The following is a 26,098-nucleotide window of genomic DNA, read 5'->3' as shown; positions in this document are numbered from 1 at the left end:
ACTCTCCTCATTTATTTGCGCTCGCAAGTATTGCTTACACAAGTATTACATCGAGCGGGAGGAATCTATTCCCGGACTGGCGCTCGATAGGATTTGCACATGGAATTGGTGCGTGGGGCGAACACGGTTGTCGAAGGAAACACGCTACGAGTGGCGGTGACGGGCGCTGCTCCCGGCAGTGTCGACCTGATGGTTTTTCAGCTCGGAGCAGGCAACAAGGTTCGCAGCGACGCCGACTTCATCTTCTTCAATCAGCCGATTTCCGTGGAAGGCGCAGTGCGCATCGGTGACGGTGGGGTAGTCGACATCGACGTCGCGAGAGTGCCGTCCGAAATCACGATGCTCAGTGTCGCGGTATCGCTTGATCAGAATGTGGCCGGGGCACTCTCTGCTGTGGCGAATCTGGGGGCGTCCATCCAGTCCGTTGGGGGCACGCCGATTTCTGCTCCCGCATTGGGTCTCACCACCGAACGCGCTGCGGTGCTCATCGAGATCTACCGGCGCGGCGATTCGTGGAAGATTCGCAATGTCTCGGCCGGTTGGGACGGAGGGCTGGCAGACCTGGTTACAACTTTCGGTGTATCGGTGGACGAAGAACCAGCGCCCGTTGCCGCCGACGGAATTCGCACCGTTCCCGACGAGGCCAAGCTGTCGATGGTCAAGCGCGAAAAGCTGGACCTCCGCAAGCGCGAAGTCGCGAAGGTGCTGTTAACCAAGGGCGGCAATGGAATCAGAGCCCGAGTCATCTTGGTGATCGACAAAACCGGCAGCATGAACAAGCAGTACAAAACCAAGGTGGTGCATCGCGTTGTCGAGCGCATGATTCCTGTCGCGATACAGCTCGACGACGACGGAAAGCTCGAGCCGTACCTGTATGCGGTTGGCTTCCATAAACTTCCGGAGATCTCGGTGCACGAGGCAGAATCCTGGTCGGAGACCTATCTGCATCTGCGCGGGAAGCATGGCGGGTTCAACTACGACGCGATCGGCGCAGTCAATCGTGAGATTCCGATCATGACAGAGATCATTTCGGGTCTGACCCCGGGTGACACTCCCACACTTGTCCTCTTCTTCACCGACGGTGGGTTTTCCGAGCGTCGGGAAATCACGAAACTCATGCGCGCGGCGTCGGCGCTGCCCGCGTTCTGGCAGTTCGTGGGAATCGGAAAAGCGAACTACGGCGTACTCGAGAAACTCGACGACATGGACGGCAGGATTGTCGACAACGCGGGGTTCTTTGCGCTCGACGACATCGATACCGTTTCCGATTCCGAACTCTATTCACGATTGTTGAGCGAGTTTCCGGATTGGTACAAGGCTGCTGTGGCTGCGGGAGTTACGAGGTAGCGCTGCGTGGTCCGATCGATTCGGCGATGAATCGCATGGTGGTGTCGAAGCCGTCGGCGATGTCGTAGTCGGAGTCCTGGTGCCAGTAGCGGACCGACGAAATGTACACGGCTGCAACAGTCTGAGCGAGAAATTCGATCGGAAAATCCGTTCGAACTTCTCCGGCAGCGATTCCGGGTTCAAGCACTCGCAAAATTTGATCGTTGAACTGTTCGGTTCTTTCCTGACTGATCTGGTTGCTTGCCAGATCCCGTTCGAGTTCACCGGTCACTCCGCGTAGATAGATGCGGAATCGGCGTGTTGCATCGGTGACGTCTTCGAAGACGCGTCGAACCCGCTGCGCTGTTGTCAGGTCCTGCTCGAGCAGGCCGTCGATCAAGACGGCCAACTTCTGCATGTGCCCGTCGTGCAACGCGGAGACCAGTGAATCCTTGGTCTGGAAGTAGTTGAAGAAAGTTGCCCTCGAGACATCTGCCATTTCGGCGATGTCGTCGATTGTCGTACCCGTCACGCCCTTCTCGGCGAAGAGTGTTCGAGCTGCGCTCAACAGGCGCTGACGCGTCTCGTATTTGTTGCGCTCACGGCGAGTGAGGGCGATCGGTTGATTCGTTGACATCGAGTCTCCACTTCCAATTTCTCCAAACCCTTCCATAAAGGTGAACTCGAGTCTATATTTGGCCCGCAGTACAAGAATTTGGACCTAGTCGAAAGTATGTAGCGCGAAGGAGAGTTCACTATCGTGACAACGGGTATGCCGCAGGAAGCGGAAGCGTCGATCACTACGACCGAGACCGATCTGGAGGTTGTCTCCACTGAGTTGGAGCGTTGGCTCACCGCAAAGCTCGACACCGCTACCGACGTTCGCGTCTACAATCTGAGCCGTCCAACTCACTCGGGAATGTCCAGTGTCTCAGTATTATTCGACTTGGACTGGACCGAAGACGGTGTCGCGACGACGGCGCAGTTGGTGGCGCGCCTGGCGCCCGAAGCTACGGCGTTTCCGGTTTTCCCCCGCTACGACCTCCAAGCCCAGTTCGACGTCCTGACTGCGGTTCGTCAGTGCAGTGACGTGTCGGTACCGCGCGTCCGCTGGGTCGAGAACTCCGCTGACGCCCTGGGGACTCCGTTCCTGGTGATGGACCGTGTCACCGGTGCCGTTCCCGTCGACAATCCGCCCTACGTCTTCGGCGGGTGGCTTCAAGAATCCGCCGTCGCAGACCGGGCGCGTGTTCAGTCGAACAGCGTCCACATTCTGGCGCGAATTCACGGCATCGATGCAGACTTGCGCACTTTGAGCGACAGTTCGGGCCTGCGTCGACACTTCGAGGGTGAACGCGCGTACTACGAATGGACCCGTCGCCATGACGGATTGCGAATTCCGGTGCTGGAAAGCGCATTCGACTGGCTCGAAGAGCACTGGCCGAGCGACCCCAGCGAAGACGTCCTGTGCTGGGGTGATGCCCGCATCGGCAACATCATGTTCCAGGGAACAGATCCGGTTGCCGTGCTCGACTGGGAATCTGCGACGTTGGCGCCGCGCGAGTTGGATCTGGGTTGGTTCATCTTCTTTCACCGCCAGTTCCAGGACTTGGCCGAGCAGTTCTCCATGCCGGGTTTACCGGACATGTTCCGGCGCAACGATGTAGTGGCGGAATACGAAAATGCTACGGGATTTACCGTCCGTGACTTGGACTTCTATCTGGTCTACGCCGCACTGCGGCACGGGATCGTCATGTCACAGATCGAACGACGGCGAATCCACTTCGGGGAGAAGCAGCCTCCGGAGAATCTCGACGAGTACGTGATGCATCACGCGATGCTCGCCGGACTTATTGACGGAACCTACGAATGGGAGAAGAAATGAAGCCGATCGATCTCGACGAATACCCGGTGCATCAGGCACCGTTGTCGATGGCACGCATGACGTCGACCGACCGAAACTTCTACGATCGCTGCTACTTCAACGCGCACGATCGTACGGGTGACGTCTTTCTGGTGACCGGACTCGGGGTTTACCCCAACCTCGGAGTTGTCGATGCATTTGCGACGGTCCGTACCGGAGACACCCAAGTAGCTATTCGCTTTTCCGATGCGCACGAGGAAACGTCGACCAAGGCGGAGGTGGGTGGGTACCGAATCGAGGTAGTCAAGCCGCTGCAGACTATCCGCGTCATTTGTGAACACGAAGATCTTGCCTTCGACATGACCTGGAACGGCGCCTTCGATTCGGTGCTCGAGGAGCATCACACACTGATGGCCGGCCCGCGCGCGATCCTCGACGCCACTCGCTTCGCACAGGTCGGAAGCTGGTCCGGAACAATGAATGTCGGCGGCAAAGACCTGGTTGTCGATCCGGCGGTGTGGACGGGAACGCGGGACCGCTCGTGGGGGATCAGGCCCGTTGGCGAGCCGGATCCGGCTGGTCGCATGGCGGAAACTCCGACCGGCGGCCACTGGTGGACCTATGTACCGCTGCGCTTCGACGACTTTGCCCTCATGGTGATCGTGCAGGAAAGCCCGGACGGCTACCGGACGCTGAGCCATGCAACACGAACCTTCCGTGACGGCCGCGTCGAGCAATTGGGTTGGCCGCGTACGGAAATCAAGTACCGCTCCGGCACCCGGCATCCGGAGAGCGCGCGTCTGCACCTGACTACACCGTCGGGTGAACCGTTGGTTGTCGACATCGAGACCCTGGGTTTTGTCGCACTCAACGTCGGTGCCGGCTACGGCGGTGACTCGGATTGGACGCACGGAGAATGGCGTGGACGTAACTGGTCGTCGTCGTCGGTCTACGACCTCAACGACCCTGCGATCACCGGAAAGCTTCCCTACGGCACCATCGACCACATCGCGCGCGCAACCTGCAACGGTGCCGAGGGGTGGGGCATGTTCGAGCATGCAGTGATGGGTCGTCACGACCCGTCGGGATTTGTGGGCTGGCTCGACATGGCACCGTGATCGGCGGTTAGTTAGCTGAAACAACCTGTCGCGTAGTTTCTTCCAAGAAGCTGTCGATGTACGCCCACGTGGAGTTCTTTGCCGTCGGGCCGGCCACCAGACCGAGGTGGCTGCCCGGCGCCGTTTCGAATCGGACGGACGGCGATCCGGTCAGGACCGACGTGATCGCCACCGCCGATGCAATCGGTGCGATGACATCCGACGCTCCGGAGATCGACAGTACCGGTGCATTCAGTTTGGCCAGCTTGATGTTTCGGCCTGCCAGTGTGATCGTGTCATTGAGCAGGCCGTTGCCCAGGATGAGCTGTTCACAGATCTGTTGGAAGGCCTTGCCCGGATATCCGGGCATCTCCGCCATGAAGTTGTCGATCGATTCCATCCGGGCCAGCGTTTCGGTATTGTGCAGATTTTTGGCGATAAACCACGGTTTGAGTAGCTCCCGTTGCGGCGCGGTCACTCGGTAGCTTGCCTGCACGATGGGAGCGGGAAGTCCGCCCACCAGGTCGGTGACGGTGGTCAGTGGGCGCTCGCCGGTGTACTTGCCGATCAGCCGAAGTGGGCTGATAGCCGGGATTTTGGTGTAGTCGATGGGCGTGCCGATGGTCGTGATCGACGCAATCGGCAGTTCGGGGTGCGCCGACGCAGTCAGTAGGGTCATGGTTCCGCCGAGACTCCAGCCGATGACGGAAACGGCTGCACCGTCATGTAATTCGGAGACCGTCCGGATCGCTTCGGGAAGTATGTCGTCGACCCAGGCTTCGAATCCCAGGTCGCGGTCGGCATATCGCATCGTGCCGTAATCGACGACGTAAGGCGTATGGCCTCCGCTGCTGAGGTGTGCGGCGAGGCTCTGGCCCGGACGCAGGTCGTAGCAGTGTGCGGTGACGGCCAGCGGCGGTACGAGGAGGACGGGTGCGCCTGCGGCGTCGCCGAAGCGGTACAGATCGCGATGTGGGCCACTGGTGATCAACGTGCTCGGAGTGCGCTGGGGTTGTTCGACGCCGTCGCCGAATGACAGTCCCCAGGCGTTTCGTGCTGCGTCGCCCAGCGTGGGGCGCCAGGTCGCGATCAAACCGCTGATATCCAGCACTGCTATCCCCTTGGGCTCGAGCCGCAGCCGTCGGTTCGGCCACCTTTGGTGCATGTTACCTGAGATAACATGCACCAAAGGGTTGCCGCCACCCCACTACGATTCGTGGGTGACCGATTACGACGACATTGACATGTTCGGTGGCCTCGACGCCTCCACCCTGCCGCCGCGCCAGCAGCGGATTCTGGTGACCATCCGAGACTGGGTGGCCGCCAACGGATGCGCGCCGAGTACCCGGCAGATTGGCGACGCCGTAGGACTGCGCTCGACGTCGTCGGTGTCGAAGCATCTGAAGGGTCTCGAGGAAAAGGGTTTCCTCCGCCGCGGTACGGCCATGACACGGCAGTTGGACGTGCGCCCGTTCCTCTCCGGCGGAACGTCGGGGCATTCGTCCGACAACAACGTGAGGGTGCCGGTAGTCGGCGATATTGCCGCCGGCACACCGATTCTCGCCGACGAGCATGCCGACGAGGTGCTGGCACTCCCTCGGGAACTCGTCGGCTCCGGCACGGTGTTCGGGCTGCGAGTGCGCGGCGAGTCGATGATTGATGCCGCGATCTGCGACGGCGATGTTGTTGTCGTGCGCCGCCAAGAGGAGGCGCATTCCGGAGAGATCGTCGCCGCGATGATCGACGGCGAGGCAACGGTGAAGGTGCTCCGTCGCCGCAACGGCCACGTCTACCTCGAGCCCCGCAACGCCGCCTATTCGGTCATCGACGGCGACGGTGCAGCCATTCTGGGCAAAGTCGTTTCGGTGATGCGGCGGATCTGAGCTGGATTCCGCCGCATCAAATCTCGACCTATTTGCCGGAACCCAGTAGGGAGACCGCAGTGGCATCGGTGTAACGCTGCGCCACGTCTTCCCAGTTGATGACGTTCCAGTACGCCTTCACATAATCGGCCTTCACGTTCTTGTACTGCAAGTAGAAGGCGTGCTCCCACATGTCGAGCATGAGTAGCGGCACGATGCCGATGCTGATGTTGCCCTGCTGGTCGGTGAGCTGTTCGATGATCAGGCGCTGCCCGATCGTGTCGTACGCCAGCACAGCCCAGCCCGAACCCTGCAAAGTGGTTGCAACGGCGGAGAAGTGGGTGACAAACGCGTCGAACGAACCGAAATGCTCGTCGATCGCGGCGGCCAGTTCACCCTCGGGGCGCTCACCGCCGTTGGGGGAGAGGTTCTTCCAGAAGATGGAGTGATTGGTGTGCCCGCCCAGGTGGAAGGCGAGGTTCTTGCTGAGCAACGGGGCCTTGGCTGCAATGGTGCCGTCTTCACGGGCCGCAGCCAACTGCTCGATCGCACTGTTTGCGCCCGCGACATACGTGGCATGGTGCTTGCTGTGATGCAATTCCATGATCTCGCCGGAAATGTGCGGCTCGAGGGCTGAGTAATCGTAATCAAGCTGGGGCAACACGTATTCGGTCATAGTTGAGCACCTTTCGGTTGAGGGGTCTGGGTGGGAGCGAGGTGTCGATACGCTCGGTCGTGATAGACGAGGGGCGAGCGAATTCGCGCCGGAGTGACGACGTCGACAACTTCGGCAGTGACGATGAGCGCGGACCCGCAAGCGGTTGTGCTGAGCGGGACCGCCCGCAGGACATGCCCGGTTCCGTGCAGAAGTGGTTCACCAGTTTCGAGGAATGACCATTCCATGTCGTCGCCGAACCGGACGGCGCCGCGCGTCGCAAATGTCGAAGCCAGTTCTGCATTTTCGGAATGAGCAAGGTGTACAAGGAAACTGGTCGCAGTCGCGATTGCGGCGGCAGATCCACGTAGAGATTGCAGCGAGAATGCGAGCACTGCGGGATCGGCGCTGATCGAGATCACCGACGACGACGTGATCCCGACCGGGCCGTCATTGCCGGTGGCTGTGATGACGGCGACGCCGGCCGGGTGGTTTCGGAACGCGTCGACAAATGAGGTGCGGATCGACATCGCTGGTATTGAATCGGATTGCGGTCCAACCAGTTCCGTCGTCACAGGTTTCCTGCCCTTCGCTACTCGATTGTTGCAGTCGATACACTTGGTGTGTGCTGTACCGACGTTAAGATCTCGAGTGCACTTGAGGTCAAGATGATGTGGCGGACTTCACCCGCCCAGCTTGCCGGCCAATCGCTTGATGTACTCCACAACTTCTTCGGGCGCCTTGTCCGGAGTTCCGAACATCGCCTCGGTTACGCCGATGCTTTCCCAGTGGGCGAGCTTTTCGGGGTCGGGCTTTCCGGCAAGAACAGTGATTTCGGGTTCACCGCTGCGGCCCACCTCCGCCCAGATCTTGCGCAGTAGTGTGACGTTCTCTTCGATCTCCTGCTGAATCGGGGTTGTGATCCAGCCGTCGGCGGACTTCGCGATCCACTTGAATGTCTTTTCGCTAGCCCCAGCGCCGAGGAGGATGGGCGGGCGCGGCTTTTGTACCGGCTTGGGCCAGGCCCAGCTTGCGCCGTACTTCACGAACTGGCCGTCGTACGAGGCCTCGTCCTTCGACCACAGTTCGCCCATGGCTTCGAGGTATTCGCGCAATGCGGTGCGACGCTTGTTCGGCGGAACGCCGTGATCGGCGAGTTCCTCTGCATTCCAACCGAATCCGACTCCGAAAACCACTCGGCCGTCGGACAGGTGATCGAGTGACGCAATGGTCTTCGCGAGGGTGATCGGATCATGTTCGAGGGGCAAGGCCACCGAAGTACCCAAACGAATCGTGCTGGTGACCGATGCAGCAGTGCCGAGCGCTACCCACGGGTCAAGGGTGCGCAGGTAGCGGTCATCCGGCAGCGCCGCGGATTGGGTTCCCGGATGATCGGAATCCCGCGACACCGGAATGTGGGTGTGCTCGGGGACGTAGAAGGCGTCGAACCCGCTGGCTTCGGCCGCGACAGCGGCATCGGCAGGGCGAATGCCCCGGTCGCTGGTGAACAAGCTGAGTCCGTAACGCACAGGGTTCTCCTTAGGTGGTCCGTCGTCGAAACTGTAACTTGTTGCAGGTTTGTTCGGGCCCGAATGTAGGGAAATTCGATCACGCCAGAAGGGTTGCTGCGCAGCGTAGGCACCCTGCGCGTCGAGCGCTGGGTGGCCGCGTCGATAATGTGAACGAGAACGTGCAGGACACGACGAACAAGGAGTGGGTCATGGCAACTGAAGTGGAGTCCGGTGACCTCGTGCAGGCAGCGGGACATGCGGGACCGTGGACGGTACTCGAAGTCCGACAGGGAATGGCCTTGCTCGAACACGGTGACGGGCACAGGTTGTCGCTTCGAACCACATCCCTGACTGTCGTGCGTAAGGGAGGCGGCAAGAAGAGTGTGCCCGCCGACGGCACTACCGACGACGGCACATCACCGACACTGTTCGACTGACGGTCAAGCAGCGTTAAACGGTGTGGCGTATCTGAAGGTGCCCGTCTGATCCGGCTGATGGGTGGTGAGGGTGCGAATCTGAAAGTGCGCACCCCACTCGGCTTCCGGAGACTCGATGCCTACCTCGGTGCTGGTGACAAAACCGAAACGTGGGTAGTACTCGGTGCTGCCGAGTAACGCGAGGAGTGGTACATCCAGAGCGTCGGCGGCGCCGATTACCGCGTGCATCAACGCCGACCCCACCCCCGTTCGTTGATTGCCCGGAGTGACGGCCAGCGGACCCAATCCCACAGCTTCCAGGCCGTCGACCCAACCCCGGGTTCCGAGTACGAAGCCGACGATCTCACCCGAGATCTCGGCGACCAAGGACAGCTTCGGGAGATACTCGTCCGAAGCGAAGAGTTGGCGCGTCAGTTCGATCTCGTACGGGGTTTCGCCCGGCGGCGCCTGATCCGCGAATGCGGCCCCCAGCAGTGCATAGATGGCTTCGCGGTCGGACGGAGTCTCTCGGCGGACATACATGGCTGGAAATCTACCCGGTTCAGGGCCTCTCACGCTTCCCATTTTCTGCTTGCCGCGCAACACGCTGCTCGTAGTCGGCACGTCCGACCGGATCGACGGATGTCAGGGCGCGACGATCGTCGATGACGCGTCGCCCGATATTGATCACCCATTCGGGAACCAGAGCGTCGATGACGTCCCAGCCGGCAAGGTAACGCGGAACGGCAGTTTCGGCTCGGCGATGGCCAACCGAATCTACGACGGCCTGCGCAACCACCTCGGGTTCGACTGTCGGCATCCCCTTACCCAATGGGACTCCCGACGACAGTCCGGTTCGAACAGCGCTCGGCAGGATCGCACTGACACTGACCCCGGAATCGGCGAATTCGACACGGGCCGAGGCAGAAAGGCCGACTGCGCCGAACTTGCTGGCGTTGTACACGGCCATTCCCGGAACGGGAAGCTTGCCGGCCATGGACGCCACATTCACAACGTGACCGCGTCGGCGATCGACCATTCCCGGTAGGACAGAGCGCATTCCGTGAATCGGTCCCCAGACGTTGACGTCGAGCGTGACTCGACTGACGTCGTCGGACTCGTCGAGGAATGCGCCGATCGGCATGACGCCGGCATTGTTGACCAGGATATCGATGTGTCCGAACTCCTCGATCACCTTGGCTGTGAAGGTTTCCCACGACGGCCGGGAGGTGACGTCGAGTGCGTAGCCGCGCCCGCCGATCGTCGTTGCTGTGTCAACAGCCGTGTCCTCGTCGATGTCTCCGACGCAAACGTGTGCACCCTGAGATGCAAACAATTGCGCTGTGGCTCTGCCGATTCCGCGTCCGCCGCCGGAAATGACGACTACGCTGCCGGCGAGGTCGATTGCCGGATAGTTGTTGCCGAAGATCCTCATGAGGTTCGCTCCGCGGTGATGGTGTCGTTGTAGGCATTCGGGTCGAAATCATGTAGGCGTCGACGCATGGCTCCGGACGACCACGGCCAGTTGAAACTGTTGCGGCCGTTGACATCGAAGAAGTAGCTTTCGCAACCGCCCGCGTTGTACACGGTAGTTCCCAGTGCATCTTGAACCTGGGCATTGAAGGCGGCTTGGACCGCGGGGCGGACGTCGATGGTCTGCCAATTGTGTGTCCGTGCATGGCTGATTGCCTGTGTCACGTAGTCCAATTGTGCTTCCAGGATCATGAATGCGGACGTGTGGCCCGTACCGAGGCTGGGGCCGAGCAGGATGAATGCGTTGGGGAACCCGCTGACCGCTGAACCGAGATAAGCCTGCGGACTGCCCTTCCAGTGTTCGTCGAGTGAGCGTCCCTCGCCGTCGAAGACCTTGGTGGCGATCGGCATGTCGAGAATATGGAATCCAGTTCCGAAGATGATGGCGTCGACCTCGGATTCCGTACCGTCGGCACCGATCACGGTGTTGCCCCGGATCGAGGTGACGGCGGCGGGGTGAACGTCCACGTTGGGTTGGCACAGCGCCGGGTAATAGGTGTTGGACATCAGCAGGCGCTTGCAGCCGAGTGTGTAATCGGGGGTCAGAACCTTGCGCAACCGGCGATCTCGCACCTGAATGCGCAATTGAGCCGAGCCGAGTTTCTGGACTAGGCGTAGAACCCAGGGATTGCGGAATCCGAAACCGAGCGCCTCCATAATTCCGTATTCGATGCTGCGTAACACCTTGTGGGCACCGGGAACGTGGCGCATGACGGAACGCGCGATGCGCGGGACGTAATGGTCGGGCTTGGGCAGCACCCACTGCGCGGTGCGTTGATACAGGTGAAGTGCAGATACCTGCGAGACGATGCGGGGCACGAACTGAACTGCCGAAGCGCCGGTGCCGACTACGGCGACGCGCTTGCCGGTCAGGTCGTAATCGTGGTTCCACTGCGAGGAATGGAAGACCTCGCCGTCGAAAGTGCTCAGCCCCGCAATATCTGGGGTGAGAGGCTCATTCCACGGGCCACTTGCGGCGATCAGGAATCGCGCCGTGATAGAACCATCCGACGTATCGAGGCGCCACACTGACTGTTCGTGATCCCAGCGCGCATCGCGCATTTCGACGCCGAAATGAACGTGCTGGTCGATCCCGTGAGCTGCGGCTGTGCTGTCGATGTAGTCACGAATCTCAGGCTGCTCGGCAAAAAGTCTTGTCCACTCCGCATTGGCAGCAAAGGAATACGAGTACAACCCTGACGGGACGTCACACGCGCAACCGGGGTACGTATTGGCGCGCCACGTGCCGCCCAAAGAGTCGGCCTTCTCCAAGATGACAAAATCCTCGATCCCGAGTTCTCGGAGCCGGATTGCAGCACCGATTCCGGAAATACCTCCACCGACGATGACCACCTCGACATGTGATTTCATCGGGTGACCTCCGGTGTCTGAAGTGGGGAAAGTTTCAGTTCTCTTGCGACACTTGCGCGGGTGGTGCGCAGTGAGGATTCGAAGGTTGCCAAGCGTCGACGGTTGTCCATAAAATTGGCACCCATGACCGCGAGATCCTGATCGGTGGCGTCGATTCTCAGGACCGTGGTGCCGGCCCGGCGCACCACTTCGATCTCGCGGTCCAAGCCCTGGGACATGGGTGACCGGAGCGCTGCGCGCTCGACGCGGGCGGCGCCGCGTCCAGGGCGTAGATCACGAGATGCCATGGGAGCCAAGACGATAATTTCGTCCAATTCCAGCGGGAGCAGTAGGTCCACTGATGCTGTCGACGAAGCGCCGCCGTCGACGTACCGTGTTCCGTTGATCGTCACCGGCGGGAACCAGCCGGGGATCGCCCAGCTGGCGCGAAGCGCCTGGGCGGGAGTTGCTTTCGGAGCTCCCGGTGATCCGAAAGCAACCCGGCCGCCGGTCCGGTAGTCCATCGCCGCCAGGTACGCGTGCGGATGGGGAAGCCAAGCGTCACCCCGAGTTAGGGCGTCGGCAAGTTCGGTGAGCCACGTCTGATCTCCGCCGCCCACCGGCGCAATGCCGCTCAGGCGACTCAGAATTGGGAGATCGCGCTGTAGAGCCAAGCGCGGGTTTCCGATACCCAGACGCGGAAGCGGTGGGATCCGTCCGGGTGCGGACCGAAGGTGCTTTCGCAGTTCAGGTCGGGCGGTGGGGTCGCCGAGTTGCATTGCGATCATGTCGGCGACGCTGACACCGCTGGCGAGCATGGTGACGAACTCTGCGCCGGCCGAGGTGCCGATGAGTGCAGTTGCCTCTCGTGGATCCCAGTCCAGGGCCTCTTGGACTGCTGCCAATGCCGCCACTGTCCAGGCGAACCCGAGAGTCCCGCCGCAGCCGATGGCGAGTCCACGTCTGATGGAGCCGGGTGCGGCGCCCGTCACATTCGAAGTCATATTTCGGAGACTATCAGTATCTGGATAACGTTGGTACCCCAAACTTAGGGATTCCAACTGACGTGAAAGTTCGGTATTCAGCTACCGTGGGTATTTCGATACCGAAGACAGCAGGAGGCTCTGATGGCGCGACTGACCAGGCAACAAGCGCAGGCGCAGACTCGGGAAACTCTGCTGGTGACGGCAGTCGAACATTTTCTCGAGCGCGGATATGCAGCCGCATCACTCGATCAAATTGCCGAAGACGCGGGATATTCCAAAGGCGCCGTCTACTCGAACTTCAAGAACAAAGACGAACTGTGCGCTGAGGTGCTCGGCCGAATCAGGCTGACGAAGGTCGGCGAGATCACCGAACAACTAGGAGCGGGATCGAGCGTCGACGACGCCATCAGTGAGTTCGCGGTGTGGGCCGAGCGCACCATCGGTGACCAGCGGTGGACTCTTCTCGAAGTGGAGTACTCGGTCCGCTCGCGTCACAGCGACGAGATCCGCGAGAAAATCGCGTCCGGTGCCGAGCAGGTGCGAGTCCTGATCGCGGGAGTCGTCAGGCACCTGACCGAAGTGAACGGCGTGAAGCCGTCGATCGATCCGGATGTCGCGGCACTTCGGATACTCAGTGTCGGAATCGGTTTGGGACTCCAGCGGGCTATCAGTCCGGAACTCGCGGTTGATCCATTGGTTGATACCGTGCGAGAAATCCTGTTACCGCGGTAGTGGACGAGTGCCACATCTGACTCATGGCTAAGGACGAAAGCTGGTCTCGGCAGCGCTTTCGTTCAGCAGTGCTCGCAGCATTCCGCCGATCTCGACAACCGCGGTGCGTGCCGCGGCACTGGGGCCGACTATGTTGACAAACCCGTGGATGAAGCCCGGGTAGCGGCGGCTCACCACACGAACTCCGTTGTCCTGCAGCTTCTGTGCGTAGGACTCGCCTTCGTCGCGAAGTGGGTCGAATCCTGCAGTCACCACTATTGCCGGCGGAAGGCCGCTCAGGTTCGGTGCGCGCAGCGGTGATACCCAAGGATTCAGTGGATCTGCGTTGACGCCGAGAAAGCTTCTCGCGTAGAAGTTGACGTTTGCCGTCGTGAGGAAGAATCCCTCGGCGAATGTTGCTCGTGACGGTGCCTTCTCGTGAAAGTCGGTGGCCGGATAGATCAAGAGTTGAGCCGCCGGCACTTGATGGCCGTCGTCACGTGCGCGGAGTGCGACGACGGTAGCGAGATGCCCTCCCGCGCTGTCGCCACCCACCGCAATGCGCGCGGGATCCGCACCCAACTCCGTCGCTCGCGCCACGACGTCCCGGTACGCCGCGTAGGCGTCGTCAACTGGTGTGGGAAAAGGGAATTCGGGCGAAAGGCGATACTCGACCGAGACCACGCGGGCACCCGACGTTTCTGTCAACAGTCGACACGGAGCGTCGTGTGATTCGATACCTCCTTGTACCCAACCGCCGCCGTGAAAGAACACCAGAAGCGCACCGGACTCGTGGGTCGGAATGTAGAGACGTGCGCGTAGTGGCCCGTCGGAGCCCCGGACGATAATGTCCTCGGTGTGAATGGGGATGGGCTTGCCGGCCATCATTTTGGCTGTTCTCGCCAGTTCGGAGCGGGCTGCCGCGAGCACCTGAGCTTCGGATGACAGTGGAGGTCGCGGGCGAGCCTTCGACAGTGTCAAGAGCATCTGGGCGTCGGGGTGGAGTGTGAGCCCGTCCTTGTGCACCGGTGGGCCGGTGATCCGTCGCCGAACCATCGTGGGCAGCGCGAATGCGGTTGCGACCAAGAGTGCTTGGGCTTGATCTCGAGCACTGAGGCGACTGACGCTTCTGGTGGATTCCGTCACGGCGCGAACACTATCAATCGAGCAGCCGTATGGCTTCGGTTTCGCACGGCAGACATTGCAGACTGGGAGGACGAGCTCGTAGGGTAGGGCATGCCGTCGCTCCGCGAACTGTCCATCACCCGTGTCGAGAACACCTATCTGGTTCGGTGTGGACACGCCAATTGGGTTCTTGTAGAAGATGGTTCCGATCTGACGCTGATCGACGGCGGGTATCCGGCCAACGGCGGTGATGTGGAACGGTCGATCGAGCAGATCGGCCACGTCATCGAGGATGTTCGATCGGTGCTCGTCACTCACGCCCATATCGATCACATCGGTGGCATCGCGGACATCCTGACCCGTCACGACATACCGGTGTTGATGGACCCGTTGGAGGTGGCACATGCGCGGCGCGAGTATCTGCAGCAACTCGGTCCAGCCAAGACTCCGCTGCTGTTGTGGCGCCGGGGTGCACCGAAATGGCTGTTCGACGTGATCGGCGCCGGCGCACTGAAGGGTGCGGAACTACCTCAGGCGCAAGCATTTACGGAAGACTGTGCCCTGGATGTTCCGGGCGGCATCATCCCCATCCCGACGCATGGACACACTGACGGGCACAGTGCGTACCTGGTTCCGGGTGCGGGCGTGATCGCGTCGGGCGACGCTCTGGTGACGGGGCACGCGACGTCGCGGGTGGCGGGGCCGCAGTTTCTGGTGTGCCCGTTCAACCACGACCGGACTGCGACGGACGAGGCTCTGGGTAACATCGCGTCAGCACCCGCCGGCGTTCTGTTTCCCGGACACGGACCGGCGTACGAGGGAAGCCTGACAACAGCGGTGGAGCAGGCGCGCGACGGCCGGACGAGAATGAGGCCATGACTACCCTCGAAACGGTTGATCGTGGTGAACTGCAAGGATTTCTCCATCGTCCTGACAGTGATCCGATCGCGACGTTGGCTCTCACCCACGGCGCTGGAAGCAACTGTGACACAGTGTTGCTGAAGGCAGTTGCCGAAGGCTTTGCCGAAGCCGGAGTGCAGGTTCTTCGGTTCGATCTGGCATTCCGGGTACGCCGGCCGAAAGGTCCGCCGCACCCGTCGCGTGCTGCCGAAGATCGGTCCGGGATTGCGGAAGTTGTTGCAACGCTGCGTAGTGACTACGCCACAGCGGGTCTGCTTCTTCTTGGCGGTCATTCGTACGGTGGACGACAGGCGTCGATGCTTGCGGCCGAGAATCCCGGTCTGGTGGACGGGTTGATATTGCTGTCCTATCCATTGCATCCGCCGAAGAAGCCCGACAAGTTGCGTATCGAGCACCTTCCGCTGTTGAGCACACCGACTGTGGTGGTTCACGGTTCGAAGGACGAATTTGCCACCACCGACGAAATGCGGTCGGCACTGACTCTGATCCCGGCGGAGACGAGGCTGGTGGATTTCGAAGGTGCCAGACACGATCTGGCGGTGGCGAAATTTCCCGTCGTGGAACAGGCAATCCGGGAGGCATTCGAACTGTTCGGTCTTTAGCTGGTGTAAGTATTAGAACCAGCGAACTAGGAGGATCGACTGTGACCGGTAATGCCGTGCTAGATCAAGAAACCTCATCGAAGGCAGTGTATTCGCAGCAAGACGGGGTGTGGCTGCCCAGCGTCTTGTCGCGGGGTCCGTGGGATCCGCGGGCGCAGCACGGCGGCGCTCCCAGTGCGTTGCTCGCGCATCTGGCTGAAGCCGCGGTGTCCGAACCCGGGTGGCAGTTGACGCGACTGACTGTCGAATTGATCAAGCCGGTGCCGGTGGCGCCCCTGACCGTCCGTCAGGAAATCCATCCCGCGCGTTCCACGACACGCACGACCATCGAGTTGTATGCCGATGATGTGCTGGTGGCTCGGGCGCATGCACTTTTGCTGCGGGGTCAAGCCATCACTGTGCAGGATGATGTGCCCGGTTGGTCCCCGGAACAATTGTTGCCACCGCCCTCAGAGTGCAGTGAGCGGCTCGTGATCCCCGGTATGCCGACGGGTACGTCGTTCTACTGGTCGGCGATGGAAATTCTGATGGCACAAGGAGACTCGGCCGCTCCCGGCGCGGGCGCGGCGTGGTTCCGCCTGACAGTTCCCCTGATCGAAGGGCGACCAGCCTCGCCGGCCATGCGCGCTGCCGCCGTCGCCGACTTCGGGAATGGTCTGAGCTGGATCTTGCCTGTCGAGCAGTATCTCTTCGCCAATGCGGATCTGAGCCTGCATCTGCACCGTCCGCCGCAGGGTGAATGGATTGGTTTGATCGCGGAAACCCACGCTGACACGAGCGGCGCCGGCACGACAATGTCGAGGATGTACGACGTGCACGGTCCGATCGGCGTCGCAATTCAAACCTTGGTGATGCGGGAGCGCGCAGCAAAGTAGTGGTCGGTTGCTCCTGTCGGTGGTACCTGGTGAGATCGAACTATGAGTGCTCAGCAATATCAGCCCAGTGACCTGTCCGACGTCACGGTGAGCGTCGACGGCGACGACACCGTCGTTACCTTTCCTCGAACGTTGCCGTACCCCGTGGACCAGGTGTGGGCGGCCGTAACCGATCCGGAGATGTTGGCGCAGTGGTCGCCGTACACGGCTGATCGTGATCTGAGCAGCGTCGGCGAGGCAGTCATCATCATGCTCTCGGAAGACGGAAGCCCCGACATGTCATTACCGGTGTCCGTGCGGGTGGCAGAAGAGGCTCGTCGGCTCGAACATGAATGGGGCCCAGACGAATTGATCTGGGAACTATCTCCCGTCGAGGGCGGCACTCACGTTGTGCTGACCCAGCGTTCGAGGGCAGAGGGCATGGCTTCGGCATTGGCGGCGGGCTGGCATCTGTGCTTCGACGTGCTGGACGCACTGCTCGCAGGTTCGCCGTTCGGTCCCGTCGTGGGAGCCAAGGCTCGTGAGTACGGGTGGGATGATTTGAACGCGCGTTATGCGCGTCAGTTGGGAATCGGAGAATCCGAAGTTTGGTAGTGCTCAACCTGTGCGAGTCGACGCCCGCACGATCAGTTCGACCGGTAGTTTCACCGATTCGACGCTCTTTCCTCCCATGAGGGACAGCAGGTGACCGACTCCGGTCGCGCCGATCTTGCGGGCGGGTGACCGTACCGTCGTGAGCGGGACGGGAAGTTGGGAGACGACGGGAATGTCGTTGTAGCCCACCAGTGCAAGGTCGTCGGGAATGCTCAGGCCGAGGTCGCGGGCAACGCCGAGAACGCCGATTGCGATGGTGTCACTGACTGTGAAGATCGCATCGGGACGCGTTGTGCCGCTCAGTAGCGTGGCTGCGGCGCGCACACCGCCGTCCACCTCGAAGTCCGACGCAACAATCCGGTTCGCCGGCAATTTCAGTCCGGCTTCGGTGAGCGCATCCCGGAATCCGGCAACGCGCTCGCGGGAAGTGCTGGCATGGTCGGGTCCGGCAATTACCCCGAGGTCTCGGTAGCCGCAGTCGAGTAGGTGTTTTCCGGCGAGATATCCACCGCGGCGATCATCGCCGCTGACATAGGGGAGTCCGACGTCGATGTGTCGGTTGAGGAGCAGAACCGGGAGCGAACGAACGGCGAGCGACTCCACAAAATCGGTGCCCGGCAGGTGGATGCTGCTGAGCATGAGGCCGTCGACCTGACGGCTGATCAGGAACTCGACGGCTTTGCGTTGTGCATCCACGTCATCGGGTGGGCTGGAGAGCAGAACCGAGTAGCCGGCCGCAGTCGCGGCCTCTTCGATGCCTTCGAACATGGTGGCAACGACGCCGTCGGTGAGCCTGGGCATGACCACGCCGATCGTCGTGGTTTTACGTGTTCGCAGGCTGGCGGCCCACAAATTGGGTTGGTAGCCAAGGTCTTCGGCAACTTGGCGTACCCGTCGAGCTGAGTCGGACCACCCGTCGACGGGTTCGGATTGCCGTAGAACGCGCGACGCCGTCGAGATGTGGACCCCCGCCTTGTCCGCGATTTCTCGCAGTGTGGGCGGACGTCCACTGCTGCGGTCAGACGGATGAGGCGGCATCAAGGGCGGGGCTCCTGGTACGAATTCGGGGATTGACGGGTCCGTGGTCGGTCTCTACTCTAGGTGATGCAAACGATTGCACAATCGTTCTCGCCTAGTTTGTCAAGCAGGTTCCAGATTCCCCCATGGAGGTCCCGTGACCACGCCGCAGTCCCTGTCAGAACTCTTTGCCATCGACACCCTGCTCGACGCCGAGGAGATCGCGATTCGCGACACCGTTCGGAAGATGGTCGATAGTCGCATCCGTCCGCACATCGGGCAGTGGTTCGAGGACGCCGCCCTGCCGGCGCGGGAGTTGGCACTGGAACTGGGATCTTTGGGAGTGCTGGGCATGCACCTGGACGGCTACGGCTGCGCCGGGATGAGCGCCACCGCCTATGGGTTGGCGTGCCAGGAACTCGAAGCCGTCGACTCGGGAATTCGCAGTCTCGTGTCAGTGCAGGGTTCGTTGGCGATGTTCGCGATTCATCACAACGGCAGCGAAGAGCAGAAGAACGAATGGCTGCCTCGCATGGCGACCGGTGAAGCCATCGGTTGCTTCGGCCTCACGGAACCCGACTTCGGATCGAACCCCGGGGGCATGCTCACCAACGCCAAGCGAGACGGCGACGACTGGATTCTGAACGGCACCAAGATGTGGATCACCAACGGTTCCATCGCGGATGTGGCGGTGGTGTGGGCGCGAACCGATGACGGTGTGCGCGGATTTGTTGTTCCCACAAACACTCCCGGCTTCTCGGCCCCCGAGATCAAGAACAAGATGTCGCTTCGGGCTTCGGTAACCTCCGAACTTGTACTCGAAGACGTGCGTCTGCCGGCGTCGGCGATGCTGCCCAAGGCCCGTGGCCTGTCCGGTCCGTTGGGTTGCCTCAACGAGGCGCGCTTCGGCATCATCTTCGGTTCGATGGGCGCAGCACGTGACTGCCTGGAGACGGCAATCTCGTATGCCCGAGATCGAAAGGTCTTCGACAAGTCGCTGGCGGCCTACCAGCTTACCCAGGCCAAGATTGCCGACATGGCAGTCGAATTGGGTAAAGGTCAGTTGCTTGCCATTCATCTTGGACGCCTCAAGGACGCGGGCACGGTGCGGCCCGAGCAGGTCAGCACGGGCAAGCTGAACAACGTGCGTGAAGCAATCAAGATTGCTCGCGAATGCCGAACCATTCTGGGTGCCAACGGCATCACTCTCGAGTACCCGATCATTCGCCATGCCAACAATCTCGAATCCGTACTCACCTACGAAGGTACGTCCGAGGTGCACCAATTGGTTATCGGGCGCGCACTGACCGGAGAGGAAGCATTCCGGTGACATCGGCACTGGGAGATCTGGTCATCGCAGACTTCGGGCGAGTGCTCGCCGGTCCCTACGCCACAATGCTTCTCGCCGATCTGGGTGCCGAGGTGATCAAGATCGAGCGTCCCGGCGTCGGTGACGACACCCGAAGTTGGGGGCCACCGTGGGTTGGGGACGAATCAAGTTACTTTCTCTCGGTAAATCGGAACAAGAAGTCCGTGACGTTGGACCTGCGTGACGAACACGATCTGTCGGTCGCGCAAGACCTGGTGCACACCGCGGACGTCGTTGTGCAGAACTTCCTTCCCGGCACCATGGATCGGCTCGGACTCGGTTACGACGCTGTGCGAGAAATGAATCCGGGTGTTGTCTACTGCTCGATCAGTGGTTTCGGCGGCAACAATTCGCTACCGGGATACGACCTGTTGATCCAGGCGGTCGGGGGACTGATGAGCATCACCGGGCCGGATCCGCAGACTCCCACCAAGGCCGGCGTCGCTCTGGTCGATGTCATCACCGGCCTGCATGCGAGTGTGGGAATTCTTGCGGCGCTGCGTCATCGGGATAGAAGCGGCGAAGGGCAGCACGTAGAAGTCAACCTGTTGTCGTCGTTGCTGTCGGCACTTGCCAATCAGTCATCGGGATACGTTGCGGCCGGGATAGTTCCGCAAGTCATGGGTAATCGGCATCCCAGCGTGGCGCCGTACGAGGTATTCCAGACTGCGGACCGACCGTTGGTGCTGGCGGTGGGTAACGATCGCCAATTCGGTGCGTTGGTCGAGGTTCTGGGTATCCCGGAGTTGGCTGTTGACGTGCGATTCTTGTCCAACGGCTCACGCGTCGCGCATCGAGAAGAACTCTTCGATGCCTTGACCGCTGCACTCGCGGCCGGTGACGCGGACTTCTGGTTCGAGAAGCTCACCGAACGAGGGGTTCCCTGTGGGCCGCTCAACAACATTGCCGAGGCAGTTGACTTGGCCGAGCGGTTGAACCTGAATCCTGTTGTGAATATCGATGATCCGCGTCGCCCAGAGCCGATCAGGCAGGTGGCCAACCCGATCGGTCTGAGCGTCACGCCGGCGACGTATCGGACGGCGCCGCCGAGGCTGGGAGAGGACTCGGCTATACCCGCAGGACAAGCTTTCCGGTATTCGCACCCGCAAACAGTAGATTGAGGCTGTCTCCGAAAGCATCGATGCCGCCGTCGACAATGTGTTCACGAGCAGTCAATTGGCCAGTCTTGATCCACTTTCCGATCTGTTCCTGCGCCTCGGAGTATCGATCGAGGTAATCGAACACTACAAACCCTGTCATCGTTGCCCGGTTTACAAGCAGCGAAAGGTAGTGCGACGGGCCGGGTTGAGGTTCGGTGGCGTTGTATCCGGCGATGGCGCCGCAGATGACCACGCGGGCGTGCAAGCGCAGGCGGGATAGTGCAGCGTCGAGGATCTCGCCACCGACGTTGTCGAAGTACACGTCGATTCCGTCGGGTGCTGCTGCGCGCAGAGCCTTGTAGACGGAGTCGTTCTTGTAGTCGACGGCGACGTCGAAACCGAGTTCGTCGGTGAGCCAAGCGCATTTCTCCGGCCCGCCGGCGATACCGATCACCTTGCAGCCGTGGATTTTTGCGATCTGGCCGACGAGGCTGCCCACGGCGCCGGCGGCACCGGATACGACAACGGTGTCGCCGTCCTTCAGCTTCCCGACGTCGAGCAGTCCGAAATAGGCTGTCACGCCCGGGAATCCGAGGGCGCCGAGCCAGGTGGGCAGGGGAGCGATCGACTCGTCGACACGCGTGACGTCGGTGCCGTCGGAAATTCCGTATTCGGAGGCACCGAACGATCCCGCGACAACATCACCGACTTTGTAATCGGGATGCTGAGAGTCGGTGATGTGTCCGACGCCGTGAGCGCGCATGACGGAACCGAGTTTTACGGGCGGAACATACGACTTGACGTCGTTGAGCCAACCGCGCATTGCGGGGTCGAGGGAGAGATATTCGACCTTGACGACAAACTCGCCGGGTCCGGCTACCGGAATGTCACCATCCACGTAGTCCCAGGTGGAGGCATCGGGAAGTCCCGTTGGTCGGGCGGCGAGGCGTACTTGGCGGTTGGGCATGTGTCCCTCTCGGCAGGTCAGTTGAACTTGAGGCCGGATTCAATATAGGCGATCAGGCGGTAACCGGGGAAGGGTTCCGGACCGTTCGCCTCGTATGGGTATGTTCGATCGATGAGCAACACAAACATCGAAGAAGTGCTTGCCGTGCCTGACTGGTTCACCAAGGCCTTGTCAGCGCCGGTCGAGACAGGCGCCCTGGAGGTCGAGGGTGCGACCATCCGGTTCCGTGCCTGGGGTCCGGTCGGGCCGGGAATCATCCTGGTCCACGGCGGCGGTGCGCATAACCGATGGTGGGATCACGTCGGACCGCAATTGGCGCACCGGCATCGAGTTGTCGCCCTCGATATGAGCGGGCACGGGGACAGCGACGCCCGGACAAGTTACGAGATGGCTCAGTGGGGGCGTGAAGCGCTCGCCGCAGGCCGTGCCGGTGGGATCGAGGGAAAGCCGATCCTGGTGGGGCACAGCATGGGCGGCATGGTGTCGTTCGTGACCGCACACGAGTACGGCGAAGAGCTTGCCGGCGTTGTCATCATCGACTCGCCGGTATTTGCGCCGACGCCGGAAGAAGAGGCCGGCCGTCACCAGGTCGCATTCGGGCCGAAAAAGGTCTATCCGAGTAGTGAAGTCGCGAAGTCGCGGTTCCGTTTCGTACCGCCCCAGGACGCCGCATTGCCCTACGTCCGAGACCACGTCGTGGAAACCTCGATGGTTGCCGCCGACGGTGGATGGTCCTGGAAATTCGATCCGAACTTCTTTCTGACGGTGCACAAAGAAGGTGTAATCACCCACCGGCCTCGGTGTCGCACAGCATATTTCCGTGCCGAAAACGGAATCATCTTCGAGAGCATGATGGATCGCATACGCGACCTACTGGGGCCGGAAGCCATCATTGCGGAGATTCCCGACGCCGGCCATCACGTCATGATCGATCAGCCTTTGCAATTGGTGACGGGGATTCGGACTGTGCTGAGCGCGTGGGAATCCTTGTGAAAAAGGCGATTGCCGGGATGATGGCCAGCGAGATCGCACCACCCGCAATCGCGAGAGCGGCGTAGCTGGTTGACGCCATCATGAATCCGGATGCCAGTCCGCCGCCGGCACCGGCGATGGCGATAGAGACATCTACCGTCCCTTGAGTTTTAGCGCGCGCGCTCAAGGGGACGGCTCCGGTGATGATGGTGGTTCCACTGACCAAACCGAAACTCCATCCGAGGCCGAGTAGGCCGAGTGCCAAAGCGAGGCTGAATACCGAATCGGTGGGCGCAACCGCGGCGGTGATTCCGGCAGCAAGAAGTGTGACCGCCGATGCGACTGCGACGACGCGAGGTCCGAAGCGGTCGACCAGAAACCCCGACAGCGGTGAGGGGAGATACATCGCTGCGACATGCACAGCGATCACGATGCCGGTGGCGCCGACCCCATGCCCGTGATGCTGCATGTGGATCGGCGTCATTGTCATGATCGCGACCATGACCAACTGGGACAGGACCATGATCGTCGTGCCGAGCGCCACGGCACTGTTCCACATCGATGTCGGGGCCGAAGTGAGTGAGGGAACGTCGTCGCCCTCGGTGTCGTCGGCAAGTGTCCTCGCCAGGATCAGTGGGTCGGGACGCAAGAGCACCCAGAGAACAAGTCCGGCGGCGCCGTAGGCGAGTGCAGCGAGCATGAACGGCCCGGCGAGGCGGGGAATCGACATCGCTTCGGCGAGATCGCCGAGGACGGTCACGAGGTTGGGGCCGATCACTGCGCCGACGGTTGTTGCGACCAGGACAGTACTGACGGCTCGTCCCCGGTGAGCGGGGGCCGCGAGATCGGCGCCGGCATAGCGGGCTTGGAGGTTGGTTGCCGTTCCCGCTCCGTAGACGAAGAGCGCAATGAACAACAGTGGAATGTTGTCCAAGGCGGCAGCAGCAACGACGCCGAGGCTACCGAGTGCGCCGACGGCATATCCGGTCGCGAGTCCGGCGCGACGCCCGAGTCGCTGCGAAAGCCTGCCGACGGTGGCTGCCGCAGCAGCAGATCCGATGGTGAAGAGAGCACTGGGGAGGCCGGCGAGGCCCGTCGAACCGAGCATGTCCTGCGCCAGGAGCGCCCCGACGGTGATGCCGGCGGCCAACCCTGCTCCGCTGAGGATCTGGGCTGCAACTAGTACTCGGAGGGTTCGCCGTTGAGCGGCGTTGATGTCTGGCGTGATGGTGTTCACGAAGTCAGCTGCGTACTGCTGCGACAAAGTTTTCGATCAACGCGTGATCCTTCACGCCGCGCGAAGATTCGACGCCACTGGATACGTCGACGCCCCAGGCTCCGGTGGCGTCCACTGCGTCGCGGACGTTGTCGGGGTTGAGTCCGCCGGCCAGAATCCACTGCCCCTGCGGGCGTGATTGCTGCTGCGCCCAGTCCCACGGCACTCCGGACCCGGCGTCAGCGCCGTCGATCAGGAGTTCGTCCTCACCCAGATCGAGGTTGTACCCGTCGCGCACCTTGCCGGAAACAACGGCACGAATCACGAGGAGTCCGGCGTCGCGCAGACGCTGGACCTGCTCGGCGGAATCGAGATCGTGGACCTGGACATACTTCAGTCCGGTGGCCCGGGCGATGTCGAGGATCTGATCGAGGGGATTGCCCAGAAATACGCCGACCGCTCTGATGCCGTCAGGTACCCGAGTAATGAGATCTGCCGCCAGTGCGGGATCAACTTTGCGGACGCTCTCGGCGAACACAAAACCGATGGCGTCGACGCCCAGTCGCACAGCTAGATCGACGGTATCGGCGTCGCGAAGTCCACAGACCTTGATGAATGTCACCTGGTTCAGGGTACTAGCCTCGAGCGAGCGACATTTCTTGATGTGAGAGGCACGACGTGGACTGGCTCTATCAAACGAGTGTGATCTCGGGGCCCTTACCGGTGTTCCTGACGGTGCTGGGGGCGCTCGGTGGAGTGTGGCTACTGAGTGGGAAGGCGCGGTGGTTCTACCGCTACGCGATCCCGGTGTGCGGGTTCGTTGCACTCCTGATCATGGTGGCCGCGTGGATCCTGGTGGAAAAGGTGATCGTGCCGTTCCCCGATCCGATCGCGATGTCGATCTACGTGTGGATCGGGATGGGCGTGTACGCGCTGCTGCTTCTCGGCCCACGCATCAAGGCGGGTGGGAGCATTCGCAGCGCCGCTGCCTCCGTGGTGGCAGCGTTGCTGGTTGTTCTCGCAGCTGCGACGCAGATCAATCTGGAGTTCTCGGCCTATCCGACGATCGGAATTGTGCTGGGCCACGACGATTTCGATCGAATCGCTCTCCGCGATGTACCCGGACCGACAACCCCGGTCGTCACCGGAAATCCTACGGACACCGTGTGGAAAGCGCCGGAAGGCATGACAACTCACGGCCGGGTCGCGACTTTGCCTGTCCCCGGCACGGTTTCAGGATTTGTCGCCCGCGATGCGGAGGTGTACCTACCGCCGGCATACTTCACGGATCCGCGTCCGCTGCTTCCGGTTCTGGTGTTGATGGCGGGGCAACCCGGGAGTCCACAAGACTGGCTGCAAGGTGGGAAGCTCACCGCCACAATGGATTCCTTTGCACATGAACACGCCGGGCTGGCGCCGATCGTCGTTCTGGCCGACGCCACCGGTACACAATTCGCAAATCCGCTGTGTACCGATTCCCCGGCCGGCAATGTCGCGACGTACCTGGCCAAGGATCTACCGGCGGCAGTGACCGCAGCATTCCAGGTAGATACGAATCCGAAGGCCTGGGCCATCGGCGGACTCTCCTACGGCGGAACGTGCTCGCTGCAGATGGCGACCAACTTCCCCGACGTCTACCCGACCTTCCTCGACCTCTCCGGTCAGCTCGAGCCTTCACTCGGCGACCGCGCGCGCACCGTCGACCAGATATTCGGTGGCAACGAAGCGGCGTTCAAGAAGGTCAATCCGATGGACATTCTGGCGGGTCGGAAGTTCCCGAATTCGGGCGGAATCGTCGTGGTCGGTTCCGACGACAAGGACTTCAAACCAGGTCAGCAGAAGGTCTACGACGCGGCAAAAGCTGCGGGTATGGATGTGAAGTACCTCGAGCTGCCCGGAGGCCACAGCTTTGTCGTGTGGTCGGCTGCTCTTCAGAAGGAACTGACCTGGTTGTCGCAGCGTATGGGGCTGATCAGCTGAGTTTCTTTCCCTGTAATTGGAACGTGTTCTATATTCGGTGTATGACTGC

28 protein-coding genes are annotated in these 26,098 nt (G+C 61.3%); 14 read left to right on the top strand and 14 right to left on the bottom strand.

Annotated features, from left to right (window positions below; translation table 11 throughout):
* Window positions 1–99: 99 nt before the first annotated feature.
* Window positions 100–1,347, top strand: a complete 1,248-nt coding sequence (locus BDB13_RS00595; RefSeq protein ID WP_094269935.1) for a VWA domain-containing protein — start codon at window positions 100–102, stop codon at window positions 1,345–1,347.
* Here BDB13_RS00595 and BDB13_RS00590 read toward each other — a convergent pair.
* Window positions 1,337–1,963, bottom strand: coding sequence for a TetR/AcrR family transcriptional regulator (locus BDB13_RS00590; protein ID WP_094269934.1), 627 nt, complete (start codon window positions 1,961–1,963; stop codon window positions 1,337–1,339). The genes BDB13_RS00595 and BDB13_RS00590 overlap by 11 nt on opposite strands.
* 123 nt (window positions 1,964–2,086) lie before the next feature.
* On the opposite strand from BDB13_RS00590, the gene BDB13_RS00585 reads away from it, so the two are divergent.
* Together BDB13_RS00585 and BDB13_RS00580 are read left to right on the top strand one after the other, a co-directional pair.
* Complete coding sequence (locus BDB13_RS00585) at window positions 2,087–3,211, top strand: phosphotransferase family protein (protein ID WP_254922651.1); 1,125 nt, start codon at window positions 2,087–2,089, stop codon at window positions 3,209–3,211.
* Window positions 3,208–4,308, top strand: a complete 1,101-nt coding sequence (locus BDB13_RS00580; RefSeq protein ID WP_094269933.1) for a DUF7064 domain-containing protein — start codon at window positions 3,208–3,210, stop codon at window positions 4,306–4,308. The genes BDB13_RS00585 and BDB13_RS00580 overlap by 4 nt, the downstream gene beginning before the upstream one ends.
* A 7-nt stretch (window positions 4,309–4,315) precedes the next feature.
* Here the strand turns inward: BDB13_RS00580 and BDB13_RS00575 are convergent, their stop codons facing one another.
* Window positions 4,316–5,398 (bottom strand): alpha/beta fold hydrolase, encoded by a 1,083-nt coding sequence (locus BDB13_RS00575; RefSeq protein WP_094269932.1) that lies wholly within the window; start codon window positions 5,396–5,398, stop codon window positions 4,316–4,318.
* Between the two features lie 109 nt (window positions 5,399–5,507).
* Here BDB13_RS00575 and lexA point away from each other — a divergent pair, with 109 nt between their 5' ends.
* Complete coding sequence (gene lexA, locus BDB13_RS00570) at window positions 5,508–6,170, top strand: transcriptional repressor LexA (protein WP_094269931.1); 663 nt, start codon at window positions 5,508–5,510, stop codon at window positions 6,168–6,170.
* A gap of 28 nt (window positions 6,171–6,198) precedes the next feature.
* On the opposite strand, the gene BDB13_RS00565 is transcribed toward lexA, so the two are convergent.
* The 3 genes from BDB13_RS00565 to BDB13_RS00555 all read right to left on the bottom strand — a co-directional run bounded on the left by BDB13_RS00565 (window position 6,199) and on the right by BDB13_RS00555 (window position 8,333).
* Entirely contained in the window at window positions 6,199–6,825 is a 627-nt protein-coding gene (locus BDB13_RS00565; RefSeq protein ID WP_094269930.1) for a superoxide dismutase, read from the bottom strand.
* A complete protein-coding gene (locus tag BDB13_RS00560; protein ID WP_254922650.1) occupies window positions 6,822–7,334 on the bottom strand; it encodes a flavin reductase in 513 nt (170 codons plus the stop codon). The genes BDB13_RS00565 and BDB13_RS00560 overlap by 4 nt, the downstream gene beginning before the upstream one ends.
* Before the next feature lie 153 nt (window positions 7,335–7,487).
* Entirely contained in the window at window positions 7,488–8,333 is an 846-nt protein-coding gene (locus BDB13_RS00555; protein ID WP_094269928.1) for an LLM class F420-dependent oxidoreductase, read from the bottom strand.
* Window positions 8,334–8,524: 191 nt separating this feature from the next.
* Between BDB13_RS00555 and BDB13_RS00550 the strand changes: the two genes are divergently transcribed.
* The gene (locus BDB13_RS00550; protein WP_094274570.1) at window positions 8,525–8,752 is read left to right on the top strand and encodes a hypothetical protein; all 228 of its coding nucleotides are present in this window, start codon (window positions 8,525–8,527) and stop codon (window positions 8,750–8,752) included.
* A 3-nt stretch (window positions 8,753–8,755) separates the two neighbouring features.
* Here BDB13_RS00550 and BDB13_RS00545 read toward each other — a convergent pair whose 3' ends face one another.
* From BDB13_RS00545 to BDB13_RS00530, 4 genes are read right to left on the bottom strand one after another with little or no spacing between them, the layout of a single operon-like run.
* Complete coding sequence (locus BDB13_RS00545; protein ID WP_094269927.1) at window positions 8,756–9,274, bottom strand: GNAT family N-acetyltransferase; 519 nt, start codon at window positions 9,272–9,274, stop codon at window positions 8,756–8,758.
* Window positions 9,275–9,293: 19 nt separating this feature from the next.
* On the bottom strand, window positions 9,294–10,166 hold the full coding sequence (locus tag BDB13_RS00540) for an SDR family oxidoreductase (protein WP_094269926.1): 873 nt from the start codon (window positions 10,164–10,166) through the stop codon (window positions 9,294–9,296).
* Entirely contained in the window at window positions 10,163–11,635 is a 1,473-nt protein-coding gene (locus tag BDB13_RS00535) for a flavin-containing monooxygenase (RefSeq protein ID WP_094269925.1), read from the bottom strand. Before BDB13_RS00535 ends, BDB13_RS00540 begins: the two co-directional genes overlap by 4 nt.
* Window positions 11,632–12,618 carry a patatin-like phospholipase family protein gene (locus BDB13_RS00530; RefSeq protein ID WP_094269924.1) on the bottom strand — a complete coding sequence of 329 codons (987 nt, stop codon included), beginning with the start codon at window positions 12,616–12,618 and terminating at the stop codon, window positions 11,632–11,634. Before BDB13_RS00530 ends, BDB13_RS00535 begins: the two co-directional genes overlap by 4 nt.
* Before the next feature lie 123 nt (window positions 12,619–12,741).
* Between BDB13_RS00530 and BDB13_RS00525 the strand changes: the two genes are divergently transcribed.
* Complete coding sequence (locus BDB13_RS00525) at window positions 12,742–13,332, top strand: TetR/AcrR family transcriptional regulator (protein ID WP_094269923.1); 591 nt, start codon at window positions 12,742–12,744, stop codon at window positions 13,330–13,332.
* A gap of 27 nt (window positions 13,333–13,359) precedes the next feature.
* Here BDB13_RS00525 and BDB13_RS00520 read toward each other — a convergent pair whose 3' ends face one another.
* A complete protein-coding gene (locus BDB13_RS00520) occupies window positions 13,360–14,457 on the bottom strand; it encodes an alpha/beta hydrolase (protein WP_094269922.1) in 1,098 nt (365 codons plus the stop codon).
* A gap of 90 nt (window positions 14,458–14,547) precedes the next feature.
* Between BDB13_RS00520 and BDB13_RS00515 the strand changes: the two genes are divergently transcribed.
* Genes BDB13_RS00515 through BDB13_RS00500 form a run of 4 tightly spaced genes read left to right on the top strand, consistent with a single transcriptional unit; the run spans window position 14,548 to window position 17,428 of the window.
* Window positions 14,548–15,315 carry an MBL fold metallo-hydrolase gene (locus BDB13_RS00515; RefSeq protein ID WP_094269921.1) on the top strand — a complete coding sequence of 256 codons (768 nt, stop codon included), beginning with the start codon at window positions 14,548–14,550 and terminating at the stop codon, window positions 15,313–15,315.
* Complete coding sequence (locus BDB13_RS00510) at window positions 15,312–15,959, top strand: alpha/beta hydrolase family protein (protein ID WP_094269920.1); 648 nt, start codon at window positions 15,312–15,314, stop codon at window positions 15,957–15,959. Before BDB13_RS00515 ends, BDB13_RS00510 begins: the two co-directional genes overlap by 4 nt.
* A gap of 41 nt (window positions 15,960–16,000) precedes the next feature.
* Entirely contained in the window at window positions 16,001–16,834 is an 834-nt protein-coding gene (locus tag BDB13_RS00505) for a thioesterase family protein (RefSeq protein WP_094269919.1), read from the top strand.
* A 42-nt stretch (window positions 16,835–16,876) separates the two neighbouring features.
* Window positions 16,877–17,428, top strand: a complete 552-nt coding sequence (locus BDB13_RS00500) for an SRPBCC family protein (protein ID WP_094269918.1) — start codon at window positions 16,877–16,879, stop codon at window positions 17,426–17,428.
* 3 nt (window positions 17,429–17,431) lie between these two features.
* Here BDB13_RS00500 and BDB13_RS00495 read toward each other — a convergent pair whose 3' ends face one another.
* Window positions 17,432–18,466, bottom strand: coding sequence for a LacI family DNA-binding transcriptional regulator (locus tag BDB13_RS00495; protein WP_094269917.1), 1,035 nt, complete (start codon window positions 18,464–18,466; stop codon window positions 17,432–17,434).
* Window positions 18,467–18,602: 136 nt separating this feature from the next.
* On the opposite strand from BDB13_RS00495, the gene BDB13_RS00490 reads away from it, so the two are divergent.
* Together BDB13_RS00490 and BDB13_RS00485 are read left to right on the top strand one after the other, a co-directional pair.
* Window positions 18,603–19,775, top strand: a complete 1,173-nt coding sequence (locus tag BDB13_RS00490; protein ID WP_094269916.1) for an acyl-CoA dehydrogenase family protein — start codon at window positions 18,603–18,605, stop codon at window positions 19,773–19,775.
* Window positions 19,772–20,935 (top strand): CaiB/BaiF CoA transferase family protein, encoded by a 1,164-nt coding sequence (locus tag BDB13_RS00485; protein ID WP_094269915.1) that lies wholly within the window; start codon window positions 19,772–19,774, stop codon window positions 20,933–20,935. The genes BDB13_RS00490 and BDB13_RS00485 overlap by 4 nt, the downstream gene beginning before the upstream one ends.
* Here the strand turns inward: BDB13_RS00485 and BDB13_RS00480 are convergent.
* Window positions 20,883–21,881 carry an NADP-dependent oxidoreductase gene (locus tag BDB13_RS00480; RefSeq protein WP_094269914.1) on the bottom strand — a complete coding sequence of 333 codons (999 nt, stop codon included), beginning with the start codon at window positions 21,879–21,881 and terminating at the stop codon, window positions 20,883–20,885. The genes BDB13_RS00485 and BDB13_RS00480 overlap by 53 nt on opposite strands.
* A gap of 111 nt (window positions 21,882–21,992) precedes the next feature.
* On the opposite strand from BDB13_RS00480, the gene BDB13_RS00475 reads away from it, so the two are divergent.
* Window positions 21,993–22,874, top strand: a complete 882-nt coding sequence (locus BDB13_RS00475) for an alpha/beta fold hydrolase (protein WP_094269913.1) — start codon at window positions 21,993–21,995, stop codon at window positions 22,872–22,874.
* On the opposite strand, the gene BDB13_RS00470 is transcribed toward BDB13_RS00475, so the two are convergent.
* A complete protein-coding gene (locus tag BDB13_RS00470; RefSeq protein ID WP_176459490.1) occupies window positions 22,804–24,090 on the bottom strand; it encodes an MFS transporter in 1,287 nt (428 codons plus the stop codon). The two genes, BDB13_RS00475 and BDB13_RS00470, sit on opposite strands and share 71 nt — an antisense overlap.
* Window positions 24,091–24,094: 4 nt before the next feature.
* Entirely contained in the window at window positions 24,095–24,691 is a 597-nt protein-coding gene (locus tag BDB13_RS00465; protein ID WP_094269912.1) for a phosphoribosylanthranilate isomerase, read from the bottom strand.
* 56 nt (window positions 24,692–24,747) lie between these two features.
* On the opposite strand from BDB13_RS00465, the gene BDB13_RS00460 reads away from it, so the two are divergent.
* Complete coding sequence (locus tag BDB13_RS00460) at window positions 24,748–26,049, top strand: alpha/beta hydrolase (protein WP_094269911.1); 1,302 nt, start codon at window positions 24,748–24,750, stop codon at window positions 26,047–26,049.
* Window positions 26,050–26,098: the final 49 nt, after the last annotated feature.

Origin of the sequence: Rhodococcus sp. OK302 (genome assembly GCF_002245895.1) — a bacterium.
Classification (GTDB): Bacteria; Actinomycetota; Actinomycetes; order Mycobacteriales; family Mycobacteriaceae; genus Rhodococcus_F.
The sequence above is the reverse complement of the archived record's forward strand: the minus strand, read 5'-3'. Positions and strand labels throughout refer to the sequence as shown.